Source organism: Brenneria izbisi, assembly GCF_025840185.1.
GTDB classification, from domain to species: domain Bacteria; phylum Pseudomonadota; class Gammaproteobacteria; order Enterobacterales; family Enterobacteriaceae; genus Brenneria; species Brenneria izbisi.
This window is the reverse complement of record NZ_JAMPJU010000004.1, coordinates 205,905-225,333: the sequence shown is the minus strand read 5'-3', so window position 1 is coordinate 225,333 and position 19,429 is coordinate 205,905. Positions and strand designations below refer to the sequence as shown.

General features: G+C 51.5%; 15 protein-coding genes. 8 read left to right on the top strand and 7 right to left on the bottom strand.

Annotated elements, in window-relative coordinates; translation table 11 throughout:
• Window positions 1-24: 24 nt before the first annotated feature.
• Window positions 25-339 (bottom strand): hypothetical protein, encoded by a 315-nt coding sequence (locus NC856_RS07875; protein ID WP_264089875.1) that lies wholly within the window; start codon window positions 337-339, stop codon window positions 25-27.
• 336 nt (window positions 340-675) lie between these two features.
• Here NC856_RS07875 and NC856_RS07870 point away from each other — a divergent pair, with 336 nt between their 5' ends.
• The 8 genes from NC856_RS07870 to NC856_RS07835 all read left to right on the top strand — a co-directional run bounded on the left by NC856_RS07870 (window position 676) and on the right by NC856_RS07835 (window position 12,172).
• Window positions 676-2,220 carry an FAD-dependent oxidoreductase gene (locus NC856_RS07870; RefSeq protein ID WP_264089874.1) on the top strand — a complete coding sequence of 515 codons (1,545 nt, stop codon included), beginning with the start codon at window positions 676-678 and terminating at the stop codon, window positions 2,218-2,220.
• 70 nt (window positions 2,221-2,290) lie between these two features.
• The gene (locus tag NC856_RS07865) at window positions 2,291-3,256 is read left to right on the top strand and encodes a SphA family protein (RefSeq protein ID WP_264089873.1); all 966 of its coding nucleotides are present in this window, start codon (window positions 2,291-2,293) and stop codon (window positions 3,254-3,256) included.
• Window positions 3,257-3,431: 175 nt separating this feature from the next.
• Window positions 3,432-4,385 (top strand): LysR family transcriptional regulator, encoded by a 954-nt coding sequence (locus NC856_RS07860; protein WP_264089872.1) that lies wholly within the window; start codon window positions 3,432-3,434, stop codon window positions 4,383-4,385.
• Between the two features lie 201 nt (window positions 4,386-4,586).
• Window positions 4,587-8,120, top strand: a complete 3,534-nt coding sequence (nifJ, locus tag NC856_RS07855) for a pyruvate:ferredoxin (flavodoxin) oxidoreductase (protein ID WP_264089871.1) — start codon at window positions 4,587-4,589, stop codon at window positions 8,118-8,120.
• A gap of 166 nt (window positions 8,121-8,286) precedes the next feature.
• Window positions 8,287-8,823 (top strand): cytochrome b561, encoded by a 537-nt coding sequence (gene cybB, locus NC856_RS07850; RefSeq protein ID WP_264089870.1) that lies wholly within the window; start codon window positions 8,287-8,289, stop codon window positions 8,821-8,823.
• 71 nt (window positions 8,824-8,894) lie between these two features.
• Complete coding sequence (locus NC856_RS07845) at window positions 8,895-9,692, top strand: deaminated glutathione amidase (protein WP_264089869.1); 798 nt, start codon at window positions 8,895-8,897, stop codon at window positions 9,690-9,692.
• Between the two features lie 173 nt (window positions 9,693-9,865).
• A complete protein-coding gene (locus tag NC856_RS07840) occupies window positions 9,866-11,014 on the top strand; it encodes a L,D-transpeptidase family protein (RefSeq protein WP_264089868.1) in 1,149 nt (382 codons plus the stop codon).
• A 207-nt stretch (window positions 11,015-11,221) separates the two neighbouring features.
• On the top strand, window positions 11,222-12,172 hold the full coding sequence (locus NC856_RS07835) for a YopJ family acetyltransferase (RefSeq protein ID WP_318841935.1): 951 nt from the start codon (window positions 11,222-11,224) through the stop codon (window positions 12,170-12,172).
• 36 nt (window positions 12,173-12,208) lie between these two features.
• On the opposite strand, the gene NC856_RS07830 is transcribed toward NC856_RS07835, so the two are convergent.
• The 6 genes from NC856_RS07830 to NC856_RS07805 form a co-directional block, all read right to left on the bottom strand.
• A complete protein-coding gene (locus tag NC856_RS07830; protein ID WP_264089867.1) occupies window positions 12,209-12,820 on the bottom strand; it encodes a hypothetical protein in 612 nt (203 codons plus the stop codon).
• Between the two features lie 149 nt (window positions 12,821-12,969).
• Window positions 12,970-13,980 (bottom strand): AI-2E family transporter, encoded by a 1,011-nt coding sequence (locus NC856_RS07825; protein WP_264089866.1) that lies wholly within the window; start codon window positions 13,978-13,980, stop codon window positions 12,970-12,972.
• Window positions 13,981-14,201: 221 nt separating this feature from the next.
• Window positions 14,202-15,125: a DUF4880 domain-containing protein gene (locus tag NC856_RS07820; protein ID WP_264089865.1), complete on the bottom strand. Its 924-nt coding sequence runs from the start codon at window positions 15,123-15,125 to the stop codon at window positions 14,202-14,204.
• Window positions 15,122-15,646, bottom strand: a complete 525-nt coding sequence (locus tag NC856_RS07815) for a sigma-70 family RNA polymerase sigma factor (RefSeq protein ID WP_264089864.1) — start codon at window positions 15,644-15,646, stop codon at window positions 15,122-15,124. The genes NC856_RS07820 and NC856_RS07815 overlap by 4 nt, the downstream gene beginning before the upstream one ends.
• Window positions 15,647-15,751: 105 nt before the next feature.
• Window positions 15,752-18,145 carry a TonB-dependent siderophore receptor gene (locus NC856_RS07810; RefSeq protein WP_264089863.1) on the bottom strand — a complete coding sequence of 798 codons (2,394 nt, stop codon included), beginning with the start codon at window positions 18,143-18,145 and terminating at the stop codon, window positions 15,752-15,754.
• A gap of 407 nt (window positions 18,146-18,552) precedes the next feature.
• A complete protein-coding gene (locus tag NC856_RS07805; protein ID WP_264089862.1) occupies window positions 18,553-18,945 on the bottom strand; it encodes a transcriptional regulator in 393 nt (130 codons plus the stop codon).
• Between the last annotated feature and the right edge of the window lie 484 nt (window positions 18,946-19,429).

Below are 19,429 nucleotides of genomic sequence, written 5' to 3'. Positions count from 1 at the left end.
CTTGCCGGGCAGACGTAATGAGGATCAGCTTCCCATCGCCCCGCCGCTTGCACGGGAAAGTTCAGGAAATTGCTGGCGTAACGCACCGGCCACCGCCTGTCTGTTATAGCCTAATCGTTGCAGGATCATGGCGATTTGACGGGCGGAAATCTCATCCTGATACACCGTATGCAAGACATCGGCAATCAGTCCCGGCGTAATCACAGAAATCTGCGTGATCTCGCTGATGTTGTTTCCAAGAGCCTGAAGGATATGTTCGAAGGCTTGTTCCGGGGTCATCCCTTGCTCCTGTAGCGCTGCCAATATAGAAACAAGCTTATCTTTTAATACATTCACCATCGTGATGTTCCTTGATTAACGGGAACCTTTTCCTCCGCTCTCGTCAACCTGACATTAACAAAATCCGGGCAACCCCCTCTGTCCCGGCACGCCACAACCTGAGGTTGTGGCTACTACAAATAAAGAGTGTTTTTACGATGTATCTCATACAGTTATAGTGAAAACATGCCTTGTTATCCCCTAAAAACTCATACCGATACGGGGACAGAATGGCCGTTAGGAAAATATCCAGACCTCTTATCAAGCTGCATCAGAATACCTTTTTCATCATAGAACAGGCAGACGATATAACCAGGAAACAAGGCATCCACCCTACAATAACAGGAAGACAACGCTATGAGCAGATTAAGAAGAAATACCGCTATCGGTTGCTTTCTTTTCATCTTCAGCCTCTCCCTCAGCCACGCACAAAACAGTGTCCCACAAGAACGTAAAATGGAAACCGATGTTGTGGTGGTTGGATTCGGGGGAGCAGGCGTATCCGCCGCCGTCTCTGCGGCGGAAGCGGGACTAAAGGTTATCGCGCTGGAAAAACAGGCGATAGCTGGCGGCAGTTCCAATTTTGCCGAAGGACTCTTTGGCGTCAACACCAATCAAACCCGTAAAAACTCGATCACCATGACCGCCGAAGAAGCTTATCGAACCTCAATGGAGTTTAATCAATCCTACCGGGTGAATCCCTCCGTGGTGAGAATGTATCTGAAGGAATCCAGCGCAACGATCCGTTGGCTGGAAAATCAAGGCGTCAATTTCTACGTCACCCAGATATCCCCTCATGAACCGCGGGTATGGCATATCGTGGAAGATTACGGCAACGCCCATCATGGGGCAGCGCTCATTAAGCGGATGGTGGAGCGAGCCAACGAGTTGGGCGTGACGGTTATGTATAAAACACCAGGGAAAAAACTAATCTATAAAAATGGCGCCATCAAGGGCGTTGAAGCGGAAGATGCCGATGGCAACAAGATCACCATACTGGCAAAAGCGGTGATACTGGCGACCGGAGGATTTCAGGACAGCAAAGAGAAAGTCAAGGCCTGGACGCCCTTTGATCCGGAAAAAATCAAGCCTTTTGCCAATCTGAACAAGACTGGCGACGGCATTGACATGGCGATGGGCGTCGGTGCGGATACTGTCGGACTTGGGCTGATGATGCACCCCGCGGTGACGGATAAAGGCATTCCACTGGTGGGCGATTTGCAGGCAATGGCGTGGGAACCCAATTTATGGGTTAACAAATATGGCGATCGCTTTATCGATGAAACGGTCGTGCAAAGCTTTGTCATTGCCGGTAACGCGATCGAAGCGCAACGGGACAGCTTTGTCTGGTCCATTTTTGACGACAACACGGTGAAATATGTCGAAGAACAGGGCGCCAGAACCGGGATGGGCGTCATTATTCCGGTGATGAAGAAACTCACCAATGTGAAGAAAGAGGTCGATAACGCCATCAAAGCGGGCAGCGCCAAAGTCGTGATGGCAAGCTCGCTGGATGAACTGGCTAAAAAGATCGCTGTCGATCCCAAACGGCTGAAAGCGACAATCACCCGCTATAACCAGATTAAAGAGAAGAATGTGGATGAGGATTTTGTCCGAAATCCTGCCAGCGTGATGCCGCTGACCGGCCCGACCTATTATGCGCTGAAAGTTCAACCTCACTATTTCGGCACCCTCGGCGGGATGCGGATCACGCCGGCAATGGAGGTGACGGACAAACAGGATAACGTCATCAAAGGACTCTACGCCACCGGCCTTGATGCTGGCGGACTGTATGGCAGAACCTACACGCTGTGGGCATCAGGATCGGCCTATTCCTTTGCGATCACCTCAGGCCGTCTGTCCGGCGTCAATGCCGCAGCCTATATCCGTGCGCTGAAATAATAATAACCTCCCGCACGCCGTGATGGGGAGCGCAGCCTCCCCATCGTGCAGAACATGCACTGGGGGAATAATGAATAATATCAATAGATTGATTCGAATCACACTCCTGACCTCAGCGATAATGGCGGTTCCTGCGGTGTATGGCGTGGAAAATGTCACACCCTTGCAACCGGGCGCCACCACAGGAAACGCGGCCGGTCTATTGCCACCGGACGGGCTCTATTTTTCTCTGGCAAGCTCTTATGAAACCGGCTCTCTGCGGGATGAAAACGGCGATAAAGCCCAAACGCCCGGCGGCAGCGTAAAACTCAAGGTTATCAGTTCCGCGGCGTCGCTATTATGGGTGCCGGGTTGGGAAATGCTGGGCGCTCGTTACGGGCTCAGCGTAGTCCAGCCGTATCGCGTGATCCGCGCCAAAACCGATAACGGCCTATCGACAAGCACCGATAATTACGACGGACTACTCAACACCACGCTCACGCCCCTGATGCTGTCGTGGGATCTGGGCAACGGCCTGTTCATGGGATTTGGCGCGGGGATCAGCCTGAAGAATGGCAAGTTTGAATACCGCTATAGTGAAACTGCCGGCAGGAACGTTATGCAGGGGAATTCCACAGCCAACAATTTCTATATTTTTCAGCCAAATCTCGCCATCACCTATCTGCGGGATGACTGGGCCTTCACGTTGAATAATATTTTCAACATCAACACGCGCAACAAAACGACCGACTATCAAACCGGTCATCTCTATTATCTGGATGCGACGGCAACCAAAGCGGTCGATAACTGGGTATTAGGTATGATTGGCAACTATACCCGCCAGTTCAGCGATGACGAGATACAAGGGCAAAAAGTCGCCGCTATGCCGGGGTTCCATAAGCAAGGGAAACGAACTGAATATGCCGCGGTCGGCCCGATGGTCGGCTACGATTTCGGCACATTTTCCGTCTCCTGCCGCGTTCTGATCGCTCTGTTCGCCAAAAATGATGTGAATATGTCGATGGTTCACCTGGGGATCAGTCTGCCTCTGCAATGAGGCAATAGGGAATCATCTTCACTCACCCCCTTGCGCACAGCAAAACTGTGCGCAATATCCCTTTTATTTATACGTGTTTTTTATTCCTATGATAGCGGTCATATTTTGACGGAAAAGGGCTGGTTACACTGGGTTCCAATCTTGACGCGCTCATTGATGATGGGAGTGATGGCATATGGATATTGTCACACTGAAATATTTTGTTCAGGTGTATGAGGATCGTTGCCTGACTCATTCCGCACAAAAATTGTTTATTTCCCAGCAAGCGCTGAGCAGGCAGATCCTTAATCTGGAAACCGAACTGGGCGTCACCCTGTTCCAACGCAATTCTCGCGGCATGTCTCCGACAGCGATGGGAGACTACCTTTATGCCAAAACCCTGAGCGTCATCGACAGTATCTCCGTACTGGAGAACGATATACGAGCCAGGCAACAGTATCATGAACCCCCGCACTACCGTCTGGGCTTTTCGCCCGGTACGCTACAAAGCCTGGGCGTGCAACGGGTGATGGAGTTTCTCGCCTCAAATAAAGAAGCGGACTGTGAACTGTCCGAACATTCCGATATTGAATGTGAAGCTCGCGTGGATAACGGATCGCTGGATATGGCGATCACCGTCAGGCCCAGTGATACCACACGCTTACGCTATATCAGTCTCAAGCAGGAGCGGATCGTGCTGGTCAGTAATGAGCAACATCGTCTGGCGCGATTGACAAAAACACGCCCCATCCGCTTGACCGATATGGTGGATGTCTCCCTGATTATGCTGGATGAAACCTTCCGACTTCAGGAAACCATTTTGCAGCATCTGCATCAGGCTGGCGTTTCGCCGCGCATCCATACCCGCATCAGTCACGACCTGCATGTCGCCTATGATCTGGTAACGCTGAACAAAGGCGTTTTTGTGTTCGTCGAAGGGCTGGCCCGCCCGCTGCTGCGCGACGGTATGATGTTAATTCCTATAACCGACAGCGGTATGATCTGGGATATTGGCCTGATCACCCGCCATGAGTCCACGACACATTCGCCTGCGCTGATTAATTTCATCACCCATTTTCAGCGTGAAATGCACGAAACGCAAACACCCCCACACCATGCCGCCCATATCAGTTTTCCATCATTTAGCTGAATCCCGTCATTGGCGATCACGCGCGGGAAAGCGGCGTTTATCCTTCATCGGTGTATAATAGGCGTCGGTCGATACAAATAATTTAAAACAAATAATTTGAAACAACTCTGCGTAAATCGAGTCATCCTCTTCATTCTTTGAAATGCGATAATCCCCAGAATAAATATTACATTTTCGTTTAGTGAGCAAAAAGGCTAAGTCATGATCACCACCGACGGTAATAACGTAGTCGCTTCCGTAGCCTGGCGGACGAATGAAGTCATCGCCATCTACCCTATTACGCCCAGTTCAACTATGGCCGAACAAGCCGCTGCCTGGTCCAGCGATGGGGGCCTGAATATATGGGGCGATACGCCGCGAGTGGTTGAAATGCAGTCGGAAGGCGGCGCGATCGCTACCGTTCATGGCGCGCTGCAAACCGGAACCCTGGCGACCACCTTTACCTCGTCGCAGGGGTTGCTGCTGATGATCCCGACATTATATAAGCTCGCAGGCGAACTCACGCCCTTTGTGCTTCATGTCGCAGCACGCACGGTCGCTACCCATGCGCTTTCGATTTTCTGCGATCATTCCGATGTGATGGCCGTCCGCCAGACTGGGTGCGCCATGCTGTGCGCCAGCAACGTACAGGAAGCGCAGGATTTCGCGTTAATTTCGCAGATAGCCAGTCTTAACAGTCGCCTGCCGTTTATCCATTTCTTTGATGGTTTCCGTACCTCGCATGAAATCAACAAGATTGAACCGCTGAGCGATGACGTTATCCGCCAGTTGTTGCCCCAGCAAGCCATTGATGCCCACCGTGAGCGAGCGCTTACACCTGAACGCCCGGTGATCCGTGGCACCGCCTCCAACCCGGATACATTCTTCCAGGCGCGGGAAGCGACTAACCCTTGGTACAACGCCTCCTGTGAACACGTCGAACAGGCCATGAATAGCTTCGCCAGAGCAACCGGACGTCAGTATCAGCCTTTTGAGTATTACGGCCACCCGCAAGCGACCAAGGTTATTGTGCTGATGGGTTCCGGCGTCGGCACCTGTGAAGAGGTGATCGACACCCTACTCACCCGCGGAGAAAAGGTCGGCGTGGTTAAAGTCCGCCTCTATCGCCCGTTCTCCGCCAAACATCTGCTGACCGCCATTCCACAAACAGCAAAAAGCATTGCTGTGTTGGATCGTACCAAAGAGCCGGGAGCGCTGGCTGAACCGCTGTATCTGGATGTGATGACTTCGCTGGCCGAAGCGTTTTCCACGGGTGAGCGCGCATTAATGCCGCGGGTGATCGGCGGCCGCTACGGTTTGTCGTCGAAAGAGTTCACACCTCAGTGCGTACAGGCGATTTTTAATGAGTTAGCGCTTGCCAACCCACGTCCCCGCTTCACTGTCGGCATCTATGATGACGTCACTCATCTTTCTCTGCCGCTGCCGGAACAGCGGCTGCCGTCGACATCTTCGCTGGAAGCGCTGTTCTATGGATTAGGCAGCGACGGCACGGTTTCAGCGACCAAGAACGCCATCAAGATCGTGGGTGAAACTACGCCGATGTTTGTGCAGGGTTATTTCGTTTACGACTCTAAAAAAGCAGGCAGTTTGACCGTTTCTCATATGCGCGTGGGGCCGCATCCGATTAATTCCGCTTACCTGATCGAGCAGGCCGATTTTGTCGCCTGTCACCAATGGCAGTTCATTGATAAATACAGCATGGTGGAACGGCTAAAGCCTGGCGGTATCTTTCTGATTAACGCGCCTTATGCCAGCGACGATCTCTGGCATCGTCTGCCGCAGGAAGTACAAGCGGGCCTCAAGATCCGTAACGCGCAGGTGTATTGCATCAACGCGGCGAAAATCGCCCGCGAATGTCAATTGGGCGCGCGCATCAATACCGTGATGCAAATGGCGTTCTTCCATCTGTCACAGATCCTGCCTGGCGATCTTGCGGTTGAAAAACTACGCGCCGCAATCGCCAAAAGCTACGGCAGCAAAGGTCAGGAACTGGTTGAACGCAACTGGCGCGCCCTGAGCGCCACATTAGAAGCGCTTTCCGCCGTGCCGCTGGAGGCGGTTAATCCCGATAGCCCGCAACGCCCGCCGGTCGTTTCCGATGCGGCGCCGGATTTTGTGAAAACCGTGACCGCCACCATGCTGGCCGGTTTGGGCGATACGCTACCGGTTTCCGCCCTGCCCCCTGACGGCACCTGGCCGACGGGGACGACAAAATGGGAAAAACGCAACATTGCGGAAGAAATTCCGTTGTGGCAACCCCAGCTTTGCACCCAGTGCAACCACTGTGTAGCCGCCTGCCCGCATTCAGCCATCCGCGCCAAAGTGGTGCCTGCCGATATCATGGCGTCCGCGCCAGCATCGCTGCAATCTCTGGATGTAAAAGCCCGCGATATGCGCGGTCAGAAATATGTCTTGCAAGTCGCGCCGGAAGATTGCACCGGCTGCAACCTGTGCGTGGAAGTCTGTCCGGCGAAAGATCGTCAAGATCCAGCGATCAAAGCCATTAATATGGCATCCCGACTGGACAATCTGCATGTTGAAAAACAGAACTTTGATTTCTTCCTGCAACTGCCGGAAATCGATAAATCCAGTCTGGAGCGCATCGATATCCGTACTTCTCAGTTGATTTCACCGCTGTTCGAGTATTCGGGCGCCTGTTCCGGTTGTGGTGAAACGCCGTATATCAAACTGCTGACCCAGCTTTACGGCGATCGTCTGCTGGTGGCGAACGCGACAGGCTGTTCCTCCATTTATGGCGGTAACCTGCCCACCACTCCGTGGACCACCGATGCCAACGGGCGTGGGCCGGCCTGGGCCAACTCGCTGTTCGAAGATAATGCCGAATTTGGTCTTGGTTTCCGTTTAAGCGTCGATCAGCACCGTCAACGCGTCCTTCGTTTGCTGCACAAACTGGCGCCGCAGTTACCGGCTGACTTGGTCGCCGCCTTGCAGGAAGAAGCCATCGCACCGGAATTGCGCCGTCAGCAGATTGAACAATTGCGCATGCTGTTGGCGAATATGGACAGCGACGACGCCCGTGCGCTGACTGCGGATGCCGATCATCTGGTGGATAAATCCATCTGGCTGATTGGCGGCGACGGTTGGGCGTATGACATCGGCTATGGCGGTCTGGATCACGTCATGAGCCTGAGTGAAAACGTCAACGTGCTGGTGCTGGATACGCAATGTTATTCCAACACCGGCGGGCAACAATCCAAAGCCACGCCACTGGGCGCGGTGACCAAGTTTGGTGAAAAAGGCAAACGTAAGGCACGCAAAGATCTGGGCATCAACGTGATGATGTACGGCCACGTCTATGTGGCGCAGATTTCATTAGGCGCGCAGTTGAACCAGACAGTGAAAGCCATTCAGGAGGCCGAGGCCTGGCCGGGGCCGTCGTTGATCATTGCTTACAGTCCGTGTGAAGAACACGGCTACGATCTGGCGTTCAGCCATGACCAGATGCGCCAACTCACCACCACCGGTTTCTGGCCGCTTTATCGCTTCGATCCACGCCGTGTTGAGGAAGGCAAAGCCGCGCTGGTGACGGATTCACGACCACCATCCAGCAGCCTGAGTGAAACCTTGCTCAAAGAACAGCGCTTCCGCCGCCTGAACAGTCAGATGCCGGAAGAAACGGCGTTGCTCTATGAAGAAGCCGAGCAGGATCTGCGTCGTCGCTTTGATTTTCTGACCATGATGGCGGGTAAAGCGGAGAAAAATCCGCAGGAATAATGCGCGATAACTCAAAACCGGCTCTGGCCGGTTTTTCTTTCATCTATGCATCGTCTGAAATGAAAACCAGTTATAGCTACTGACAACACGGGAGTTACCTTATATTTTATCCAACGACTCTCCCGTTACCGTATCAAACAGGTTCACGCATGACTGAGGAAAAGAGATGAAGGGAAAATTCGCGCCACCGCAAATCGCGCTGCATTGGCTGGTTTTTTTGTTGCTCGTGGTGACCTATGCCACGATAGAACTGCGCGGGTTCGCTGAACGTGGCTCGCTGCTGCGAACCGTCATGATTGTCACCCATTTTAGTTGTGGCGTGCTGGTGCTGGTACTGATGCTGGCGCGCCTGTTCTTACGTGCACGCCATACTTCGCCGACGATTACGCCTACGCCCCCGCGTTGGCAATCCGCGCTGGCGACATTGACGCACATCGTTATCTATCTGCTGTTTATCGTCCTGCCTGTATTGGGCGTCGCGTCGCGCTATTACCGGGGCCGGGATTGGATGCTGTTTGGCATTGATATGCCAACGTCCGCCGTGCCGAATCTGGAACTTGCCAGAACCTTGATTGACTGGCATGAAATTCTCGCGCCGCTTGGCTACTGGCTTATCGGCCTGCATACCGTCGCTGCTCTGTTCCATCACTATGTGATGAAAGACAACACGCTGCTGCGCATGATGCCGGCCAAGCGCGGATAATGTCCTGAACGGGCAAAGTGATGACCATCAACCGGCCATTCAGGGCTGTGTTATACGTAGCAGGAGCGAGTATGAAAGTCGCATTGGGACAATTCGCGGTTGACCGTGAATGGAAAAACAATCTCACGACAATATCGGCCTTCATGTCAGCCGCCCGGAAAAACGGCGCCGACTTACTCGTGCTGCCCGAAGGCGTATTGGCGCGGGATATCACCAATCCCAACATGGTGCTGACCGCCGCCCAACCCCTTGACGGCCCCTTTATTAGCCAGTTGCTGACCGCCAGTAAAGGCAGCGAGATGACGACGATATTGTGCGTGCATATTCCGAACGGCGCGGGAAAAGTCTGGAACACGCTGGTGGCGATCCGCGACGGTGAAATTGTTGCACAGTATCGAAAACTGCATCTGTATGACGCATTTTGCATGCAGGAATCGGAAAATGTACTGGCTGGCGAGGACATCCCGCCGTTGCTGACCATCGCCGGACTGAATATCGGCCTGATGACCTGCTATGACATCCGCTTTCCCGAACTGGCCAGGCGTCTGGCTTTGGACGGCGCGGATGTGCTGGTGCTGCCCTCCGCCTGGATTAAAGGCCCGTTGAAAGAGACTCACTGGGAACTGCTGGTGCGTGCCAGAGCGCTGGAAAACACCGTCTATCTCGTTGCTGTCGGAGAATGCGGCGTTAAGAATATCGGTAACAGCATGGTCGTTGATCCATTGGGCGTTGTCGTAGTTCAGGCGCCGGAAGTCCCCGCCCTGCTCTATGCCGATATCCAGCCGGAACGACTGGCCTATGCCCGTCAGATGTTGCCGGTATTGGCTAATCGCCGTTTTAAAACACCGACGCTTGACGGCGATTCATGACGCCGCATCGCCCCGGCAAACAGGGCTTTTCACCGGGGCGGCCAAAAAGTGTGATTTGTTGCACATGTTGTTTCCCTCTTATAGCGTTCTGAACATATAATGCGCATCCGGTCGCCATCGACCATAAACCAAACCCATTACCGCTGGTATGGCATTTACCCTTCAACTAAGACATGAAAATGAGTATTCGCGCGATCCTTACCCTAGTTCTGGCCGCCGCCGCATTCAGCCAGGCCGCCTTTGCCGTTGTCTACCCACTGCCTGCGGCCAATAGTCGTCTGGTGGGGGAAAATATCGAAATGACCGTCCCGGCAGACAGCACCTTGCCGTTAGAAGCTTTCGCCGCCCAATACCAGATGGGATTGAGCAATTTGATGGAAGCGAACCCGGATGTGGATGTTTACCTGCCGCGACCGGGCAGCAAGATGATTATTCCTCATCAGTTGATCCTGCCGGATGCGCCGCGCGAAGGTATTGTGATTAATAGCGCGGAAATGCGTCTGTATTACTACCCGAAAGGCAGCAAAACCGTCATCGTTCTACCTATCGGCATCGGCGAATTAGGTACAGATACGCCGATTAACTGGACGACCTCCGTTCAGCGCAAAAAAGCCGGTCCGACCTGGACGCCGACCGCCAAGATGCACGCCGAATATGCCGCACGCGGAGAGACGTTGCTGAAAGTGTACCCGGCAGGGCCGGATAACCCGATGGGGCTGTACGCGCTGTATATCGGTAATCTCTACGCCATCCACGGCACCAACGCCAACTTTGGTATCGGCCTGCGCGTCAGTCACGGCTGTGTGCGCCTGCGGGCCGATGACATTAAATATCTGTTCGACCACGTTCCGGTAGGGACGCGCGTACAGTTTATTAATGAACCGGTGAAGGCCACCGTCGAACCGGATGGTTCACGCTATGTGGAAGTCCACCATCCGCTGTCTCGAACCGTGGAAGAATTCCGCTCTGATGCGCCAGCGCCTATCAGCATTACGGAAAAGGTGAGTAAGGTTCTGGCCGATGCCAGTGTGAATACCCGCGAAGTCGATGAAGCAATCAAAACGCGTTCTGGTATTCCCGTCAAAATTAACGGCCTTATCGAACCGGAAACGCCGACTGTTCCGGTTGAATCCGTCGCCGCGCCGGTTGCCCCGAACGCGCAACCGCAGAGCGACGCAGCACAAAATAATGCTGTACCGGATGATGCTATGGACGACGCTTTACAAGACGATTCACTACAGGCAAATGCCGCGCCGCAAATAGATGCGGCGACATCAGACGCGGAAGTTCAGGCGGCGGAAGACGCCAACGTTACCCCTTAATCCGCTTGTTCCGGTTGGAAGCCAGCCTGCGTTTCCAACCGTTTCTTCTCCCATTTCCTCTCACCGCACAAATCCGCTTGCTTGCGACCACGGGTGTCCATGCCTGATAGACCGGAACCAACCTGCACGTTTGCGCACTCAAAGAATGTACACGCTCAGAGAATGTTTTTGTTTACCTGATACCTGCATGGATGAAAGGTCGCCATAATGCGAATTCCCGCTATATTATCTCATTACTTTCAACCGCCATCTCCCCCGGCGCAAAGGGCAAACGAGTCCACGTCATCGTCAGTGAGGGTGGTGTCTGCACCCATATCAAATTCATCGGAAAGCTATAACCCGCGCGCATTAAAAAGGCAGATGAATGATTATCTGCACAAACTTGAACACAGCGCGAATAACGCAATACAACCAGATGTCGGAGCGGAGGAAATGCAGCTACAAAAATACCTTATCCAGGCGCAGAATTATAAGTTTGACTTACAAATAGGCCTGCTGAACATCTCGGAAAGAAGAGGTGGGGAACTGAAAAACGCGTTGCAAAACATGGGAAACGACACCAAATGGCACGCCATTGTTAACATTGCCATTGATGATGAGCCAGGCGATACGCCACATAGCGTGGCAATGGAGGCAGAGAAAAAAAATGGAAAGATATCGCTGGTTGTCGTGGATGCCTATCGTTCCCCTTTCACCGATACGGATATCGCTATACATCTTCCCGGCCTTAATGCGGCGTTAACGGTGCTGTACACCGGAGCGCAGAAAACTCTTTCTGGCTGCAATATCTTTGCGCTTAACGACGCCAAAGCGATGGCGCGCAATGAAGACGCCATCACGCGTTTACACCAGCAAAACTATGCAAAAATAGATGGAGACAATGAGTATGACATCGACGATGCGGATAGCCTGTCGAGGCGTGAATTTGAGCATGTACTGCCTGCGGATTTTTATCAGTTGACAACGTCGCGCAGAGTCTTTAATTCATTGCCGGCATCAATACAAAACCAACTCAGCGATCATTTTCATCAGCATCTCAATACTCGCACCACCTATGAAAATGACGGCTGCGCCGAGGAAGTGACTTACAATACCGCCATAGAAGATCAAAGAATCGCGTTCGCCAGAGATGCGTTGGCATGGCTGGAACAAAGATGATGTTCCCCATCAAAGGCTGGCGCCAGCAACACAGGTCTACAGACTATGCCGGACGGAACGATAATAGAGCACGCTTGAAATCAGACACAGCGTATAACCAAACAATTCGGTGCCTTCTTCCGCCATATTTTTCACGGTACGCACATATCCCTCATTCATCAGCGTCAGCCATAGTCTGTTCACACCGATCAGTCGGGAAAAAACCAGAACCGCCAGCAACCCACACACCATATAGCCATAAGCCGGATGCTGGAAAAAATGCGCTAATCCGGCGAGGGTGCTGTTTCTCGACCACAGGGCATAACCAATACAGCCGATGGCGCACAGCATGGCGAAATAAAACCAGCTACCGTGGGCGATGCCATCAAGAAAAAAATCAATTTCCCGGATAAACAGACAAAAAAAGAATCCGGCGATAAGTAGGTAACCCCCGCGATACAACGCCGATTTAATCGCCATACCAAGAAATAGTCCACCGGTTAACAGTAATAACAACTCCTGGGAAAATTCGGTAACGGATATCTCTCTCATATCGTTATGAAAAACCAGCACATCAACAAATATCAGGAGTAATACCAGCCCGACAACCGCAGCCAGCATCAGGGAAAAAAGCAGACTACGAACAATAATACCAACTTCTTTACTCATGTTTTCTACATCCAAACAATACATAACAGGGCGGATTTTATCATTCCGCAAAAGAGAAGAATGGGCCGTTGATGCGACATGACGGCGGAATATAAGGCGACAGAGCCAAACGGCAGGCGATCAGAGTACTCGTCTGCCGGTATGAAGAATTAAATCAAGGCGGCTTCTTTCAGTTCGCTTTTCAGGTAAGCGTAATAAATGGGCGCGGCAATCACGCCGGATAACCCAAAAGCCGCTTCAAATAACAGCATCGCCAACAGGATTTCCCAGGCATGCGCTTTGATCCGGGTTCCGACGATTTTTGCGTTCAGAAAATACTCTAACTTGTGAATCAACATCAGATAGACCAACGCAATCAGGGCGATTGGCAGCGAAATGGAAAGCGCTGAAATGAAGACAATGGAATTGGAGATCAAATTACCGATGACCGGCAATAAACCAAACACAAACGTCAATATCACCAGCGTTTTAGAAAACGGCAGATGAATACCGAAACACGGTAGCACGCCCAGAATGAAAATGGCGGAAAGCGCCGTATTTACCGCAGAGATTTTGACCTGCGCAAAAACGATGTTGCGGAATGATGCGGACAACAATACGATCCGACGCAACAACTCCGCTTTAAGCAACGGCCCTTCATCATTATTATCAACGTTATATAAAGAAATAATCGCCCCCAGCACCATGCCAATCAGCATCGTGACGAAACCATGCAGAAAACTTTTCCCCATGTTCTGCAAGATAGCGATATGTTGCTGAATCCATAGTAAAAATTCATGCTGAAGTTCTTCGACGCTCACCGGCAGATATCCCGGCAAATAGTGCATCAACTGTCGCTGGATATCATTGAGGATATAGGCGATACGCAGGTTAAAGGCGGCGGTGTCTCTCATTTCCTGCATCAGTAACCCCACCAGACTGCCGAACAGCAGGCTCAACAGGCTGACGACCAACGTACTGATAATCGCCACCACCATCCAACGCGCCCGTTTGCCGCCGATCACCTTTTGAAAATAGGGCGTCAACAGGTTCACAATTTCGTAAACCAGAAAACCGGCGATGAAACACGTGAGTAAACGCAACGGCAGTAGAATCAACAGGCCGCCCATAATAAAGAAAAAGCTCAACAATCGGGCTTGTTTCAAATTCAGTAACTGCATGATGACGTCCTGTATTGATAAGAAATGCTAAATAGGCATGCACGGCCCTTCCCGTCAGTGACGTCCTGACTTTCTGGCGCGGATAGCGGATATGAAAGCGTTTTTTATAAAAGATGGCGGGAATATCCTGCACAACCGATAACCGGGAACTGCCATACAGACCACAAACGGATGGGTAAGGGGCTATTTTTAGCCTTTTGCTACAAAAACGCCAGTGAGTTTTAACGCGAACTGATATCAACCCACCAGCCAAGACGTTTTGTCACTTTGATGGGTAACGCGCGAACCAGCGCGTCCAATAGACGATCACGCTCATGCAACGGGAAAACGCCGGAAATCCGTAACCCGGCCACCGGCTTATCCACATGGAAATAACCGTGATGATAACGGGATACTTCATCGATCAAACGCGCCAGCGGCATGTTATCCACTACCAATCTGCCAGAGCGCCAACTCTGACGGAAATTCTCGACAGGCACAGGCGCATCGCACCGCTCGTGAGTAAAAGCGACCTGCTGGCCCGCCGTCACTCGCCGGGTCAATGTCGCGACGTGCAATGCCGCCTCACCGCCAAAGACGGATAAGACACTCTGAGCCGGGGTGTAGCGCACAGCGATTTGACAAGGCAGCGGCGCATCAATCCTGCCATGTGATGTCATCAGGCGGGTCGGCTGAGTGGTGCGGTTTTCCAGCATCAATTCCCCCTGAATCAGTTTAAACGTTCCTTTGTCCCGTTGATTCAAGGCTGAGTCCGTATTCAGCCACATGGTCAGGCCATCAGCGATCGTCAACTCACGGGTTTCTCCCGTACCGGTTCGATAATCGGCAGCATAGCTTTCCCAGGGCAGACTGAAACCGACGCCGCCGGTAATACCGGCAATCACCAGCAGTTTGAGCAGCCGGCGGCGCTCAGCGCCATGTTTGTTCAATACCGAAGAAGCCAGTTGGCTATCGACCTCATGAAAGCGCGCATGAATCTGCTCAACCTGCCGCCAGGCCACACGATGTGTTTCATCACGTCCCAGCCACTGACGCCAGGCCTGTCGATCGAATTCGGTGCACGTTTCATCATACAAAGTGGCGTACCACTCTGCCGCAGCCTGTAAAACCTCTTTTGGGATATCGGATTGGGTCGCGGAGATCATAGATCCTGACAAAGCAGACAATTAAGCATCGCTTGCGCCATGTACTTTTTCACCATTCTTTCAGAAACCATCAACCGCTCAGCGACTTGCTGGTAAGTCAATCCATCAAGATGCACCCACAGAAACGCCTGACGGACTTTGGCGGGCAGCGTCGCCAGCATACGCGCGATCTCAAGCAACGCATCAATGATCATGGCCTGCTGTTCAAGCGAGGGGACAACGGCAAATTCCTGCTCAGCCAACACCTGAAGATAGGCCTTTTCGATATCTTTACGTCGCCAGTGGTTCACTACCAAACCGTGCGCCACCGTGGTAAGCCAGGCGCGTGGCTCTCTGAGTTGCGTTGCCTGGCGCTGGCTGATAAGACGTAAGAATGTATCCTGCGCCAAATCAGCCGCTTGTTGCGAACACCCCAAACGTCGCCGCAACCATGCCTGTAGCCAGGCATGGTGTTCATGATAAATCTGCTGAACCCGTAAAGACTCAGTTTGATTGGACGCTACAAACGCAGGACTATTCACGGAAATGACTCAACCTGATAGCAATGAAATGATTTTCATTATCATTATCGGTAAAGTCAATGAATATTCGCGGTAACAGGAAGCCGGATGGCTTCCTCCGGCCAACTACCAACGATAACTGATATTCGCGCTGACATTGCGCCCTTCGCCGTAGTAACACCAGAAATCACAGGCGCTGACATATTCCTTATTGGTCAGATTGGTGGCATTCACCTGCAAACGCCAGTTTTTACTGAAATCATAGGCGATCATGGCATCCCACAATGTATAAGCGGGTACTTTTAGATCGGGGCTTTCGGTTTTATCGCCGAAGGTGCTTCCCACATAGCGCACGCCGCTGCCAATAGAGAGTCCTTCAAACCGCCCGTTAAAGGCATAGGCGATCCAGGCCGACGCATTATGCAAGGGCAAGCCGGGTAAACGGCTTCCGCTTTCTCCGGCAACACCGGAATTGGTGGTTTCCACTTCGTTATACGTATAGTTGGCGGTTACCGTTAAGCCCTGATATACCTCGCCGCTAAACGCCAATTCAATCCCGCGGGAACGGGCCTTGCCCGCCTGAACCCGGCGAATGGGATTATCGATATCCGTGGTCAGGATATTATCCTGACGTAAATCGAAGATTGCAGCCGAAGCGTAACCATTAAAACCATCAGGCGTGTATTTCACGCCCACTTCCGTCTGCTTACCCATTGTCGGCTTATATTGCTGGCCGGAAGCATCATAGTCGGCAATCGGCTGGAAAGATTCAGCATAGCTAATATAAGGCGATAATCCGTTATCAAACAGATACATCAAACCCGCTGTCTTGGTGAATTTGTCATCATCCGTGCGGGAATCGTTACCCATGATTTCATTTTGGGTACGGGATTTGGACTGATCGTAACGACCGCCCAGCAGGAGAATCAGTCTGTCGTTATATTTGATCTGATTCTGAATATAGTAACCATTTTGGTGGCGGCCAGAACGGTGGTAAGAGAGTTGGTCGTCTCGCAAGGTATAGTTGCCATACACCGGATTAAAAATATCAATCGGATCGCTGATAAACTGGTAGTGTGCGCTGTTATAAGGAGAGAGATCGGCATCATGACTCTGCGTATTGGAACGACGGTAGTCAAACCCCAGCAGCAAGGTATTCTCAATATCGTCAAACCGCCATTCACCCACCATACGATTGTCGAGCGCCCAGTTTTGCGCGAAGCCGTCGCGGTAGGTCAGTCCGCGGCTGGCGTGTCGGTCATCCACCTGTCCCATCGCATACACGCCGCGTAAGTCCAGATTCTGATAGGCATAATTTACATTCTGCTGAAACATCCAAGTATCGTTCAAATGGTGCGTCAACTCATACCCAAGATTAAACTGGCGCGTATTGTGACGGTTTAAATCAGGTTCGCCGAGAGAGGTTTTATAGCCCACTTTACCAAACGGCGTGTTATGCAATGTACCGTAAGGCAGCTTGAATCCGTTGGTCATCCCGGACTGCGTATCCATATAACTCGCCAGAACCGTCAGTTCGGTATCCTCACCAAGAAAAGTGATGCTCGGCGCCAGATATAAACGTTTACTGTTCGCAAAATCCACTTCGCCGGACGTATCACGCGCCAACGCCACCACACGATACAATATCGAACCGTCGTCGTTGAGCGGCCCGGCGCTATCGATTGCCAGATGGCGATAGTCGTCGGAACCGTATTCCAGTTCAATCAGTCCTTGCGGCAAACGAGTTGGCCGTTTGGTGATGACGTTAACCAGGCCTCCCGGCGGGTTTTGCCCGTAAAGTACCGATGCCGGCCCTTTCAGCACTTCGATACGTTCAACGCCAAACGGCTCCATTTGTTGGGTATAAAAGCCATCTTCATTCAGGGTGCTTAAACCGTTCTGAAAACGGTTTTGATCGCTGAATCCCCGAATATTTATCCATTCGGTTTTATTATCCGGGCCATAGGGCGTCGCCAGAATACCGGCGCTATAACGCAAAGCCTGATCAATTTTTTGCGCCCCACGCGCCTGGATCTGCGTATCCGTCACCACCGAAACGGCGCGCGGAGTTTCCGATAGCGGCACATCCAGCTTCAATGCCGTATTTGGCGGCGCCATTACCACGATCTGTTCGTTTTTAGTCTGCGCCGTGGCAGAATCTGGCACGGGCGCACTGGCGGATTGCGGCGCCAGCGTCACCCCGCCATCGGCGCTGTATTGCGCGGTCAGACCACTATCAACGAGAATATGCTGAAATCCCTGCTGTACGTCATAACGGCCTTGCAACCCCGAACTGTTCTTGCCCGCCGCCAATGCCGGATCATAAGCAAGCAACACGCCCGCCTGTTGCGCGAACTGATTTAATACCTGATTCAGCGGACCGGCCGGTACCGCATAGGATTGCACGGTTGCCGCAGAAGCGGCGTAAACCGACACAACGGGCAACGCCATACTGCAAGCCGCCCCCGACACCGCCATTCGTAAGGCGCGAGCCAACAAGTGAGTACGAAATCCCGCCATGCATTTATCCCCTTTATCTTGATGAATTATGGTTTTCAGAAGATATGCCAACTGAACGAACAGCAAGGGGAACCGCAAAGCGAAAAATAATTGAGAAACGCCAGACAATTTTGCCAATGAACGCGCCGAACAACGTGGTCCGTCATTGTTTTTATAGATAGGTGAAACCTGTGCCGCCAGGAATAACCCCATCGGGAAGTGTAGTGATACAAAGATAATTATAGATTAACAGGCTGGGAAGCGAGTCAATATAGTAAGACGTGACGGTATGAGACGGTATGATAGTGTGTAATCGATTACTATTCGTTCGTACTGCTTATTCTTAATATATCGATAATATTACTTATAGCGATATTTTCCACTAAAATCGGCATGATACTATATTAAGCCTGCGCGCACTCACGGTATCAGGAAGCCAGATTTGTGGTTGGCTCCGGCGATTCATGGTTCAGGATCAACAATGACAACACACGGTTTTCAACATTTAGTTTGGAAAAGGACAACGTCCCCAATTGTTTTTTGGTAAAACCATCAGACAGCAAGTCAGAGACGACATGCGTGCTTAATACCTCAGAATTCGTCATGAAATCCTGATAAGCAAATTTCACATTAATCGGCAGTACATCATCAATGGAAACCTGCGTATTCATTTCAGAATGCAAGCCAAAGTGGGCATTAAACGCTGAATTGGCACAAACCACTTTGCACTTTTCATCGATAACCGCTACTGCGCGCCGCTCATTCTCAACAGGTTGGCTTAGCATGCTGATGATCTCATTACTGCCAAATATCAGACTCATTATTTCCTCTGCTTCATGCTATGTAGAAGGTATCGTCCAGCACTACTGGTGAACATTGCTCACAGCACGCTATCGATAAGCATCAAACTCACCGGAGATCGCGCAACATCCGGCACAGTGTAGTTATCTAAATTGTTTCGTTCTGAAAACCGGATCTGATTGAATAAAAACAAAAAAATAACAGTTAGCTTTTACTTCCGCCCAACTGACGCCATAATTCGCGGCAAACAGTTAATGGAGAGATAGTTTATCGCCCTACCATCTTCACAGATTGTAGATTATCTATACTTTGTTGCTCTTTGATAATCAGATAAATCTATTTTGTTAATAGCTAACAGATGCGCAACAATGAGAACAAAAATTTAACATTCAAATTCGCCCATTCAGGCAAATCGTGAATATCAACAGAAATATACCTCGAACGGTAATCTCACTATCGGCTGAATAACAGGGATCTTTATGCTTTTTGATCGTAAATGGCGAT